General features: G+C 41.7%; 16 protein-coding genes and 1 pseudogene. 5 read left to right on the top strand and 12 right to left on the bottom strand.

The window, feature by feature from the left end; genetic code table 11:
* On the top strand, window positions 1-668 hold a 668-nt coding region (locus AB5Z12_RS19845), incomplete at its 5' end, for a tyrosine-type recombinase/integrase (protein ID WP_368368748.1).
* An 8-nt stretch (window positions 669-676) separates the two neighbouring features.
* Here AB5Z12_RS19845 and AB5Z12_RS19850 read toward each other — a convergent pair.
* Together AB5Z12_RS19850 and AB5Z12_RS19855 are read right to left on the bottom strand one after the other, a co-directional pair.
* Window positions 677-2,029, bottom strand: coding sequence for a site-specific integrase (locus AB5Z12_RS19850; protein ID WP_148462632.1), 1,353 nt, complete (start codon window positions 2,027-2,029; stop codon window positions 677-679).
* A complete protein-coding gene (locus AB5Z12_RS19855) occupies window positions 2,026-3,207 on the bottom strand; it encodes a site-specific integrase (protein ID WP_148462633.1) in 1,182 nt (393 codons plus the stop codon). Before AB5Z12_RS19855 ends, AB5Z12_RS19850 begins: the two co-directional genes overlap by 4 nt.
* 132 nt (window positions 3,208-3,339) lie before the next feature.
* Here AB5Z12_RS19855 and AB5Z12_RS19860 point away from each other — a divergent pair, with 132 nt between their 5' ends.
* The gene (locus AB5Z12_RS19860; protein WP_118584335.1) at window positions 3,340-3,579 is read left to right on the top strand and encodes a helix-turn-helix domain-containing protein; all 240 of its coding nucleotides are present in this window, start codon (window positions 3,340-3,342) and stop codon (window positions 3,577-3,579) included.
* Between the two features lie 163 nt (window positions 3,580-3,742).
* On the opposite strand, the gene AB5Z12_RS19865 is transcribed toward AB5Z12_RS19860, so the two are convergent.
* Together AB5Z12_RS19865 and AB5Z12_RS19870 are read right to left on the bottom strand one after the other, a co-directional pair.
* On the bottom strand, window positions 3,743-3,952 hold the full coding sequence (locus AB5Z12_RS19865; protein WP_195590180.1) for a hypothetical protein: 210 nt from the start codon (window positions 3,950-3,952) through the stop codon (window positions 3,743-3,745).
* A 3-nt stretch (window positions 3,953-3,955) separates the two neighbouring features.
* Entirely contained in the window at window positions 3,956-4,111 is a 156-nt protein-coding gene (locus tag AB5Z12_RS19870; protein WP_173736628.1) for a hypothetical protein, read from the bottom strand.
* Between the two features lie 136 nt (window positions 4,112-4,247).
* Between AB5Z12_RS19870 and AB5Z12_RS19875 the strand changes: the two genes are divergently transcribed.
* On the top strand, window positions 4,248-4,487 hold the full coding sequence (locus AB5Z12_RS19875) for a helix-turn-helix transcriptional regulator (RefSeq protein ID WP_117854310.1): 240 nt from the start codon (window positions 4,248-4,250) through the stop codon (window positions 4,485-4,487).
* A gap of 94 nt (window positions 4,488-4,581) precedes the next feature.
* Here AB5Z12_RS19875 and AB5Z12_RS19880 read toward each other — a convergent pair whose 3' ends face one another.
* Complete coding sequence (locus tag AB5Z12_RS19880) at window positions 4,582-4,779, bottom strand: hypothetical protein (RefSeq protein ID WP_147343030.1); 198 nt, start codon at window positions 4,777-4,779, stop codon at window positions 4,582-4,584.
* 93 nt (window positions 4,780-4,872) lie between these two features.
* Here AB5Z12_RS19880 and AB5Z12_RS19885 point away from each other — a divergent pair, with 93 nt between their 5' ends.
* Complete coding sequence (locus tag AB5Z12_RS19885) at window positions 4,873-5,325, top strand: hypothetical protein (protein ID WP_118583074.1); 453 nt, start codon at window positions 4,873-4,875, stop codon at window positions 5,323-5,325.
* A gap of 375 nt (window positions 5,326-5,700) precedes the next feature.
* On the top strand, window positions 5,701-5,940 hold the full coding sequence (locus tag AB5Z12_RS19890; protein ID WP_148462634.1) for a DUF6061 family protein: 240 nt from the start codon (window positions 5,701-5,703) through the stop codon (window positions 5,938-5,940).
* Window positions 5,941-6,123: 183 nt separating this feature from the next.
* Here AB5Z12_RS19890 and AB5Z12_RS19895 read toward each other — a convergent pair whose 3' ends face one another.
* The 7 genes and pseudogenes from AB5Z12_RS19895 to AB5Z12_RS19925 form a co-directional block, all read right to left on the bottom strand.
* Window positions 6,124-6,483 (bottom strand): hypothetical protein, encoded by a 360-nt coding sequence (locus tag AB5Z12_RS19895; protein WP_243271376.1) that lies wholly within the window; start codon window positions 6,481-6,483, stop codon window positions 6,124-6,126.
* 99 nt (window positions 6,484-6,582) lie between these two features.
* On the bottom strand, window positions 6,583-6,882 hold the full coding sequence (locus AB5Z12_RS19900) for a metalloregulator ArsR/SmtB family transcription factor (protein WP_005330972.1): 300 nt from the start codon (window positions 6,880-6,882) through the stop codon (window positions 6,583-6,585).
* Between the two features lie 135 nt (window positions 6,883-7,017).
* Window positions 7,018-7,719 carry a succinate dehydrogenase/fumarate reductase iron-sulfur subunit gene (locus AB5Z12_RS19905; RefSeq protein ID WP_148462635.1) on the bottom strand — a complete coding sequence of 234 codons (702 nt, stop codon included), beginning with the start codon at window positions 7,717-7,719 and terminating at the stop codon, window positions 7,018-7,020.
* 5 nt (window positions 7,720-7,724) lie between these two features.
* Window positions 7,725-9,269, bottom strand: a complete 1,545-nt coding sequence (locus AB5Z12_RS19910) for an FAD-binding protein (protein WP_148462636.1) — start codon at window positions 9,267-9,269, stop codon at window positions 7,725-7,727.
* Window positions 9,266-9,805 (bottom strand): pilus assembly protein PilX, encoded by a 540-nt coding sequence (locus AB5Z12_RS19915; protein WP_117855365.1) that lies wholly within the window; start codon window positions 9,803-9,805, stop codon window positions 9,266-9,268. Before AB5Z12_RS19915 ends, AB5Z12_RS19910 begins: the two co-directional genes overlap by 4 nt.
* A 10-nt stretch (window positions 9,806-9,815) precedes the next feature.
* Window positions 9,816-10,334, bottom strand: a complete 519-nt coding sequence (locus AB5Z12_RS19920) for a hypothetical protein (protein ID WP_055062590.1) — start codon at window positions 10,332-10,334, stop codon at window positions 9,816-9,818.
* A 16-nt stretch (window positions 10,335-10,350) separates the two neighbouring features.
* Window positions 10,351-10,551: pseudogene (locus tag AB5Z12_RS19925) on the bottom strand (cadmium-translocating P-type ATPase); the annotation flags it as partial.
* Window positions 10,552-10,628: the final 77 nt, after the last annotated feature.

Below are 10,628 nucleotides of genomic sequence, written 5' to 3' on the forward strand. Positions count from 1 at the left end.
CTGTCCTTTATACACCGGAACAGCTTACCTGCTTATTATCAGCTGCAAAGAAAGACAACACCTCCCACTATCTGGAATATGCCCTGGCGCTTTACTGCGGGCTGAAACCCGGGGAAATCCTTGGACTTAAATATGACAGCTTCGATCTGGAGGCAGGCACGGTAACGATCTGCGGGCTGCATGCACGGAATTATGTGTCTGCTGACAGGAATGGGGGTGATAATAGTCAGAGTCTCAAATACAGTGGCAGAAAGCTCCGTTCAGACAGTAATTACCGTACTGTGCCTGTTCCGGAATTTTTATTTGATGAGATCAGGGAACGGAGATATCTGAATGAGGGCATTCTTCTGAGATATCCCGGACTGGCCGAAGAAGGCGCCCTGTGCCTTGGTCCATATGGAAAAGTCAAGACGCTTCCCACACTGAATACCAGACTGAAAAAGATCACACAGTCCTATGGCCTGCCCCGCATCTCCCTTGGAGACCTCAGATATATGTATCTCGCAGATCTTATCAAAAGGGAAAAACAGTTTGATAAGATCATGAAACTTTTCGGATATGCAAATCCTTACCGGATGCTGAACCTCTGCCAGCAGATCGCGGATATCCAGGGAGAGATTTTAACTGTAAACGTTCCGTTTCCTGAGATATTTTATTATAAAATGTAAAGCTGATTTTAATCATAAAAATAATTCCAATAAGCATGAGCATCGGGAAGCTGGTAGGGTTTCTGTTCCACATTGCACTGCCTTTTCGGTTCCACGCAGCCCTGTTCCTTCGATAAAAGATGATGGGCCAACACATACTCTTCGATTATCTTTGAGATATCATAGGTTTCCTGTTTCTGGGAGGCTACATAGATCCTGCTGGTAAAATCCGGGCTGTAATGTCCAAGACATTTAGAGATCGTTTTCATGTTGACCTGGTACTGGGCAAGGATTGTGGCATAGGTATTCCGGAATTTCCTCCAGGGAAGCCGGGAGATCCCGCTCTGTTCCATCAGGCGGTTATAAGGTTTGATATAAAAACTGCGGTTATGGCATTGCCCATTTTCATGGCAGCAGATGTAGCCCAGATCCAGGAACTCTGGATCAGAAGCTTTGCGTTTTTCGTAGCGCTGCCGTTCCAGGAGAATCTCATCCAGGACAAAATCAGCCAGTACCACTGTCCTTTTGCTGTTTTGGGTTTTCAGCGGAAGTTCACTGCACAGTACCGGTCTGCTCTCCTGCGCCACTTCCATGTACAGGTCCTTTCCAAGCTGGCGTTCCACAAAAAGTTTCTTGCCAAGGAAATCAATATCGCTGTACCGGAGTCCGGTGATCTCAGAAATCCGCAGGCCGGCAGTGACGGCAAGGAGCATGGGCAGATAAATCATGGGTTCCTGCTGTTTACACAGATATAAAAGATGGGCAGCTTGTTCCACGGTATAAACCTGCTGCCGGGTATCCACTTTTTTCTTCTGGCATGGCTGTTTTACTTCGGAAGAGATCCCGGTATAGATATCTCTGGAAAGATAGTTGTGTTTCCGCGCATAGCAAAGGGAAGCCGTGACGACACCCGCCGCAGTTCTTAATACTCCCGGATGGGGAATACCAGACAATGCCTTTACCAGGTCTCTTCTCTGCAGCGCATCCAGCTTCTTATGGCCGAGTTTGGGAAGCAGGTAGTTTTCTATGATATTCCGGTAAGCGTTGTAGGTATTATAAGTGATCCTTTTTTGTCCGAGCATATGATGGTAAAACCAGAAATCATAAAACTCTTTCACGGTATAAGAAAAAGGGATGAAATTGCCGTTTGCGATTTCCATGAGGGCCTCATCCCTTTCCTGGCGGGCCAGCTGCTTGTTGGAAGAGGTGGTCCGCTGTACCATTTTCACATCGCCGGACTCAAAAACAAGTAAAAGACGGAAACAGTATTTTCGTCTGGCTTTTATGTATATAACGTCACCAAGGGATTTCCCGGAGATGAGCCTGCCATAAAGGAAGGTTTCCTTTACCGGCATCTGGAGATAGGGTTCATTCTTTTTCACAGGTTTTTTCCCTCCTTTTTTCCAGCGCCAAGGACCGGATCCAGGGAACCTGCAACGACAGCACCAACTTCAGGATCCGTACATGGAATCCTGTTGCAAAATGCCAGTGTTGTAGTCTGTTTTGTGTGGCCAAGGATACCAGAGACTGCTTCAAGGGAAAAATCCTGTTCGAGAAGAAAACGGGCGAACATATATCTCAGATCACGCATGTTCAGTCTTGGAAGCCCCGCTTCTGTGGTGATCATTTTTAAAGCAGCTCCTAATGTAGAAACAGACTTTATCTTTGCTGTGGGGCCAAGACAAAGATAAGATTTATAGCCTGTAGCTGATGGATATTTTGTCAGGAGTTTCCTGTTTTCTTTCCGCCGGGCAGAAAGTTCCGAAAATAAAAAAGACGGAATTTTTAAGCTTCGGTTCTGTTTGGTCCCTTCCAGTTTTTTTAACTGGCAGTTCTTCCCGGAATCGTTCAAGGTACAGATCCTCTGGATTGTGATGATCTGTTCCTGTTGCTTGAAATCCGAATACTTCAGTCCGAGGATTTCCCCGGGTGTCAGGCCACAGAAAAGAGCCAGTTGAATCTCCAGGTAATGGTTGGAATTGGAAGCGGCAGTCAGGAATGTGCGAAGCTGTTTCGGGGTATAGAAAACCGGATTTCCGGGAGGCTCCGGATAGTGCCGGATCTGCTGGAAATCTATATCCGGAAGACAGTTGTTTACGCGGGCGTGTTTCAAAGCACTATGCAGCAGCTTATATGCATAATAGCCTCCGTTGCAGCAGTAAGCCTGGCAGGATTCCAGAACCTTATTGAGGTAATCGGGAGTGACACATCCCAAAAGAATATCCTTATGCAGATGAGGCTGGATAATCAGGTTTATGGTCCATTGCTTTTGAACCAGTGTACGGCTGCCATTAGAACCCTGAGCACACACATCATTCAGCCAGTAATCCAGATATTCCGAAAAGGTAAAAGGCATATCCCGCTCTTTTTTCAGTTTAGACAGCTGGTCCTGGTAAGAAGCCAGGGAACGCTGGTAACTCTCTTCTGCTTCTTCCCGGGATGAAAACCCGGTATGACGGCCATACTCGATGGTGTAGATAAGTGGATTTACGGTTTTGGTAAGGTGTCCCCAGGTGCCGTCACTGTTTTGGAAGACGGGGGTTTTGGTTTGTTTTTGCATTGATTCATTTTCTCCTTTGTGATTTTTTTACATGAAATATTTCTTTATCACGAAACATTATATGAAGTTTCTCGGCTATTATCAATACAAAAGTTTCTTAATAACGAATTATTGATGAAGGTAGGGAATATCATGCAGAAACTCAGACCGGATATGAACATTGGCGGGAACATACAGAAAATACGGTATAGCCGAAAGCTTACACAGGATCAAGTGATTGCCAAAATGAATCTCATGGGGATCCAGATCTCCAAAAGTACCTATGCGAAGCTGGAAACAAATCGGATGAATATTAAAGTAAGCGAACTGGTGGCCATGAAGGAAATCTTTGAATGTGAGTTTAATGATTTCTTTGAAGAGCTGAATGAGTAATAATATAGATAAAATATTATTCGGGGAACTCTCTTATTATCTAGGTATATGGCAAAACGTAATTATATAAGAGGGTTCTCTGTCTTTTTATATAAGATAATGTCGTATGTGACAAAATGTTTACAAGAAGGTCAGAATTTTTAAATTCCTGATTTCTCTTAGCTTATGCGCCTATATCATATTGAAATTTCTCATATATAGAATGCCGCATTTTTTTATATAATTGCTTAAAATTTTCTTCTGCATCGTCAGAAGAGATAGTATTTGAAGTGATTAAGGCACTTTCGAGCCGACTGCTGTAATTAAGGGCAAACTCAGGGGATTTCAGAAATGTATCCAGGGCAGCAGATTCCAGTTCCTCTCCTGCTTTCAAACGTTACAACTGAATACTATCAAAAAGTTCTTGTGTCATAGGTACGATCCCGTATATTGCAGCCCATTGAGTCTGAGTGAAATGTTTCAATTCTGCCGGCAATGTCAGTAATTTTTGTTTTTGCTCCAAGGTCAATTCGTTGAATAAACTTTTTTCCATAATCAAAATTTCCTCCCATTGGAATAAGTGCGTGCAAGTAATTACAGTAGAGATTCTACAACTTATAATTCAATTATATATTAGTTATCCTATACTTACAATCTCTGAATAATATTGTAGTTGAGGGTAATGGTATATGGAAGATCGTAATTATGGAACTATCCGGATTAAATTGGATGAAATGATAGAAAAGCAAAACATCAGTAAGAACAAATTGGCTCACCGCGCCGAAATGCAAAGGACCCAACTCAACCAGTTTTGTAAAGGAACGGTAACACGGCTGGATACCGCTGTTTTAGCCAGGTTGTGCTGTGCATTGAATTGTAAGATCGAGGATCTGTTGGAGTACGTTCCACCAGAAAATAAGGAAAAATAAATATATCTCATAAGCTAAAAAGTGCAGAGAAGTATATTATACAGTTATACGTCTCTGTACTTTTTTGCTTATGATGGTCATATCCTTAATGAAATCATTGTAGGTAACCATCCGCTATGTTTTCACTCATGTGTGAGATATACCCCAACAACCTATATTCCCTTTCATTTTTCCAGTCACAGATCATGCCATCAGCAAAATTAAAATCTATACCTCTTCCCTTTGCAATATTCATACTTCTTGTAAATGTATTGTATAATCCTACTGTAGCCCATGAAAAAGCTGTATCCATGAAAAACACAGCTATCTCATAAGTGATATTGAATCCACAGCCAATCGTGCTACAATAAAATTATACATTTCAATATAAGAAGGAGGTCATTCTATGGCACTGCAAGAAGATTTCAATCAAATAATAGATTACGCACATTTTTGGAACTGGGCTCCTGATTGGGGAGAAGTGCAAAGAATATACGAGAAATTCCCTGATTCCTTCTCCGTACTTACGCCCTTTGCGTATTCCTATTTGGAAGAACTGATTAGAACTACAACCTCCGACTATGGACTTCCTTTATTCGATCGTAATGGGCAACCAGTTAAGGTCAATGTTGGCATGAAGTTGATTTCTTTGGCAATAGCAGAAAATCAAAATAATCAGGAATATGTCAAGGTTCTGGAAGAAACAAAGAAATATTTCAAATATGTAAAAGTAAACAACGATGAAAACGGGCGAAACAGAGTTATGCATGGATTCGTTCATCCCCGTTTTTGGAGCAAGGAGAACTTCGAACAACTCATTCATCATATTGCTGTTCTTTCACCTTACTCAAAGTTTTAATCTATAACTTCGCTTTGAAATACGTTTGGAATACTCGCTTGTGATTCTGAGGAACCATCTTGAAAGGATCTGCGTTTAGCAATTCCGATTGAGATTTCACCTGTTTTAAGAGATTTAATAACTGTTATATTTTGTTATTAAATTCTCCGCAAACCCTTGAAAACACTGAATTTATCACTGGTGAGCTTTCCCTTATTGTTTCCCTTGTGTTATATTGTCCCACCAGTGTTTACGAACTCTGATAAGGGCAAATACAAGGGCAAGAAAATCCTATAAAACAGTATAACACAAAATAAAAGTGACATGGTGAACTGATTGAAATGCTTCTGATTTTTGCAACAAATGATTGATTTAACGATAAGGAGATTTGATACGATGAGAACAATATTTGCAGAATACAATCCCAAGCGCAACAGTATTGATGTTTATACCTCTGTTGGCTATATGCTCCGCATTGACTGTTGGGAAGCTGAAAAGGACTTAAAAACCACATCAGGATCAGACTGTGCATTAAACGCACTCGCCATTGATGATCCTCTTGAATATGCAAGATTATATCTTGATGGAAATTTGCAGATGTGGGTAGATGCGGAAGAATCATTAGATATTTTTTAATTTTTAAACAAATACAACAGTTTAAATAACTATTAGCTACAATATTTCCGGAAAATTCATCATAGGTTTGTATAAACGCAAAGAAACGGCGGCTCTGAAAATCAAAGTCGCCGTTCTAAATTGTCTGGTTTTTCTTTTGCCGTCATGCGGCAGATAATCAATTCATTCTATTTTGAACTTCTTTTATGCTACCTGATGTCTGCAATAGGAATGAATCGCCAAGAATGTAAACACAAATAATTCAATTCCTGCCGAAATCAAAATAACATGCGGTGTCCAGAAACTCATTCCACCGATATTCAGATAATTGAAATTTGCAAGCTGATAAAGGAAATTGTTCTGCATACCAATTCCGGCAGATGGAAGTATGGTAGAGAGCCATGTTGCTCCCATCGCCACATAAGCAAAAAGCGGCATGAGAAGAACTACGATAGAGATCAGCAAAACTGTCAATGTGTCTTTACATTTTGCAGACAGGAACAACATACAGCTAACCGTTGCTAATACAGAAAGTAAGCCCGCTGCTGCGAGAATTATCTGCAACTGCCCCAGATTGATGTTTGGCAGGTTACAGTCAGGTAACGCTGGAAAAAACTAATTCCTGAATTTGATTCTTTTTTCATGATATCTGCTCTCCTTAAATTATTTACAACAATCCCCGTCACCGCATCCAAGGCAAGTAAGGGATTCTATAAAGTGTTTGTAATTCATCAATGTCTCACAATTCAAAGAATAGTGATGCCATTTTCCTTCCTTACGATCATTCACAAGGCCGCATCCTACCAGTATCTTCATATGATGGGATAAAGTTGGCTGGGTAATTTCAAATCTTTCCAAAAGTTTACACCCGCACTTTTCTCCATCCGACAGCATCTGTACAATTTCCAGCCGGTTCGCATCGCCCAAAGCCTTGCATATCAAAGCCACATCCATTGCATTCATATTGACACATCACATTGATCATTGTCTATGTTCAATATAATATATACATAGATATTTGTCAATGTATGCATTTTAAAAAAGAGAATCAAGTTTTTGATTCTCTTCATACATTCATTATAGCTTTTATCATCCATTTTATTTGCCCCAAACAGCCGCTGCATTCGACCTTACAAGCAGTTCTTCCACAGGCAGACCAATCGGACAAATATCATGACAAGATAACGACTTCCCGCATCCTTCAAAAAATCTCTTCTTATATTCAGCAGAAATCTCATTCAAATGAGTGCTTTCCTGTTCTTCATTCAGAATCCGAAATGCGTTGACTGCAGCAACAGTGCCTGCGAAAGTCCCATTTGCAGAGAAGTTAGGACACACTTCAAGGCAACAGCCACACATCAGACAGCGTGCCGACTGGTATCTCGGTTCATGTGTCCACGGATTCATATAAGCTTCACTTTCAAGCCAAAGGTTCAGTTTTTTCAAATTTTCAAACAGAATTGACCGGTCAACGATCAAATCTCTTACAAGCGGAAATTTGCTTAAAGGTTCCAAGGTGATTGTAGAACCTTTTAACGTATGTAGAAATGTAGAGCATGCCAGCCTCGGACGTTCGTTAATCAGCATGGCGCAAGCCCCACATTTTCGCACCATACAGCTACATTCCCAGCTGATGGGAGTAACTATATTCCCTGAATCATCTTTCAAAGGTGTTCTACTGTTCAATTCCTTTAGAACATTGGCAACAGAGCTGTTTTTGCTTCCGTCAAACTCAAATTCCTGCCAATAACTGTCTGATTTCTGACTCTCCTGCCGCCTGATTCTTATTTTATATACCAAGTGAATCACCGCCTTTCTGGAACAGGTACAAAGGAAATCTGTATCTGCTTTCCATCAAATCTGGCTACCGTTGTTTTAAGGTAATCATCGTCATTGCTCTTCGGATAATCCTCCCGCCAGTGTGCACCACGGCTTTCTTTTCTTGCAAGAGCACTCTTTAGAACTGCCATGCCAAGCAATGGAAGATTTCCTGTCAGCGCTTGTACCGTTTGAATCCCATTTAACAACGTATTCTCATTTCTGACAACGCCCATAGTATCCTGCATCACTTTGTTTAATTGCTTTATTTCTGAAATTTGAGACGTTGGTGGAAAATCTATCTGTGTCGCACAAGATAGATCTACTACATCTGCCTGTTCGCATGCTGATTTTGCCGCAACACGTCCTCCGTACAATGCGCCCAACAGGGAATTACCACCCAGACGGTTTGCACCATGATATTGGGCACAGCATTCCCCGGCAGCATAAAGATTCTGAATCGACGTTCTGTGCTGTTCATCCACAAGAATACCACCCATGAAGTAGTGGATTCCTGGCAAAACAGGCACCGGTTCCTTCCGGATATCCTTATGCAGATATGTCATGCAGTCATCTGCTAAGCCAGACAGCTTATTTGAAATGACCTCCTTCGATATTTCCGTCATATCAAGAAATACCTCGGATCCATGGCTGACCTTCCATATTTCTCTGGCGGTAATATCTCGTGGCATCAGATTTCCAAGCTCCGGGTATTTTTCCTCCATGAAATACCATTGTTTTCCATCTTTCATGGCAAACAACCTGCCACCTTCCCCTCTGGCCGCCTCGCTGATGAGCATGCGTTTTCCACCACATTTCACAGTTGTCGGATGGTACTGGATCATCTCGCCATTTGCCAGAGGAACACCAAGCCGGAACAATTCTGCGGTGACTTCTCCTGTATTGCTCAGCGAACCCGTTGTATTTCCAAACAATCCGTGCATACCACCGGTGGCAACAATAACCGCATTCCCCGGTAATTCCACAGTCTCCTGACTGTATTCATCCCTGATTACGCAGCCACAACAAATATTGCCACACAGACGAAGTGTTAGGAAAGAATGATGGCTGAACCGTTCTACCATACCAGATGCTTCTTTCCTGCGAACAGCGTCTATCATAGCTGTCATGATCTGCTTCCCGGTATCGCTCTGTGCAAAAGCAGTCCGTTTCTTTTTCTGCCCGCCAAAATTCCGCAGATCCACATCATCATAGCCACTCATGTTAAATTTAACTCCAAGTTTTAGCAGCCAGTGCACCAGCTCCGGTGCTGCCTGTGTCATTCCCCAAACTGCATTTGGATCTGCCAGACCACATGCTGCCTTTATTGTATCTGTAAAATGTTCTTCGGGACTGTCGTTTTCATCTTTTGTATTCAAAGCTGCGTTGATACCGCCCTCCGCCATAACAGACTGTGCCCGCTCTGACGGAAGGAAGGAAACCAGTTTTACATTGCATCCATTTTCCGCTGCCTGCAAAGCCGCTGAAAGTCCTGCCAGTCCAGCACCTATAATAACAATTGTCTTACTCATAGATATTGCCACCCAATATAATATAAAATAACCGCTCCCGCTATAAAAAGAAGAAGCACCGAAAGGATCAAATAAATATCACTCCTTCGTTCTTTATAACTGATGATTCCCAGTGATACGAGCAATGGGCGGATATTGATAAAAATATGGACAAAGATTGCCGCTACGAACAAAAGCTGAGTTACCATCTTTACCGTTGTAAAAGGGAACAAAATATATGTCCCATTCTGCACCTTTCCAAACAAGCCAATATGGAATAACAGCAGAATCATTATTGCCATCCCACTGGCTCGTCTCGCCCAAAATATGACGTTTTGTTTCAGATACATTTTTCCTGATTGCTTCGCTGTCTGTAAACTCTGAACTGTCAGGATGACACCAATCACCGTATGCACAACAAGAATACCAACACCAACCCATGCAAGAAGTTTCCCTGCACTACTTCCAACTCCGTTCAGCATAAAGCTGCCCATGATTCCATGAATCATAAAAATGAGAAGCATTAAAACAGACAAAATCGTATTCCATTTTCTCATAAATTCCCGCTCACCTCATTTCTTCGCTGTCCATGATCATATAGTCCATCTGTGTTAGCGTTGTAACGTCAATAAAATCATCCGATGCCAGGAATACATCATACTTTCCACTTACCACTCTTGATAGCATCATTGTGTTACTGTACTCTTTCAGATCTACGAAAAAACCGGCCTGTTTCAACCTGTCACAGAGTTTCTTAGCATAACTGACAAGCGGATAATCCGTCTCAGATACATATAACCGAAAACTAATGTCCGTTTTCATGAGATCTGTTTCATTTGTTTCCGAATCGTCCAGTGCCAATTCTTTTAATTTATTCCGGGTGTTCTCGTTGTCGAGACCATCTGACATCATATTAATACCGAGAACATAAGAGCCTTCCAACTGTGCGGAGGCTTGAGCCGCCTTTTTTGACTTCGGTGTTGCTCCTGTGACTGCATCAATCATAGAAGGCGGTGAATGTAATATGACACCAAAACCTACAAGAAAAACAATCGTAACAACTAACAGAATCAGTTTTCGTTTCACATTCCCACCTCATTTCCTATTTTTTCAAAATTCTCATTGCGTTCAAAACAGCAATTATGGTAACGCCTACATCACCAAATACAGCTTCCCACATTCCCGCAATACCAAGAGCGCCAAGAATCAGGAACACACTCTTAATTCCAAGGGCAATCACTATATTCTGCATGACAATTTGCTTTGTCGCTTTTGCCACATCAATCGCATCCACCAGCTTAGATCAACATCATAAACTTAAGAAAAAAATGGAAAGGAATCTGTTCGCAGGTTCCTTTCATTGTGTTAAAATATAGGCAG

Source organism: Ruminococcus sp. RTP21358st1_G6_RTP21358_211008, from assembly GCF_040908885.1.
In the GTDB taxonomy this organism is placed as follows: Bacteria; Bacillota; Clostridia; order Lachnospirales; family Lachnospiraceae; genus Blautia_A; species Blautia_A faecis.

Excerpts from the sequence above, each read along its gene's own strand:
- AB5Z12_RS19855 (WP_148462633.1), bottom strand. The coding sequence starts at position 3,207 with ATGCAAAAACAAACCAAAACCCCCGTCTTCCAAAACAGTGACGGCACC.
- AB5Z12_RS19860 (WP_118584335.1), top strand. The coding sequence starts at position 3,340 with ATGCAGAAACTCAGACCGGATATGAACATTGGCGGGAACATACAGAAA.
- AB5Z12_RS19870 (WP_173736628.1), bottom strand. The coding sequence starts at position 4,111 with ATGGAAAAAAGTTTATTCAACGAATTGACCTTGGAGCAAAAACAAAAA.
- AB5Z12_RS19875 (WP_117854310.1), top strand. The coding sequence starts at position 4,248 with ATGGAAGATCGTAATTATGGAACTATCCGGATTAAATTGGATGAAATG.
- AB5Z12_RS19880 (WP_147343030.1), bottom strand. The coding sequence starts at position 4,779 with ATGGATACAGCTTTTTCATGGGCTACAGTAGGATTATACAATACATTT.
- AB5Z12_RS19885 (WP_118583074.1), top strand. The coding sequence starts at position 4,873 with ATGGCACTGCAAGAAGATTTCAATCAAATAATAGATTACGCACATTTT.
- AB5Z12_RS19890 (WP_148462634.1), top strand. The coding sequence starts at position 5,701 with ATGAGAACAATATTTGCAGAATACAATCCCAAGCGCAACAGTATTGAT.
- AB5Z12_RS19900 (WP_005330972.1), bottom strand. The coding sequence starts at position 6,882 with ATGAATGCAATGGATGTGGCTTTGATATGCAAGGCTTTGGGCGATGCG.
- AB5Z12_RS19910 (WP_148462636.1), bottom strand. The coding sequence starts at position 9,269 with ATGAGTAAGACAATTGTTATTATAGGTGCTGGACTGGCAGGACTTTCA.
- AB5Z12_RS19915 (WP_117855365.1), bottom strand. The coding sequence starts at position 9,805 with ATGAGAAAATGGAATACGATTTTGTCTGTTTTAATGCTTCTCATTTTT.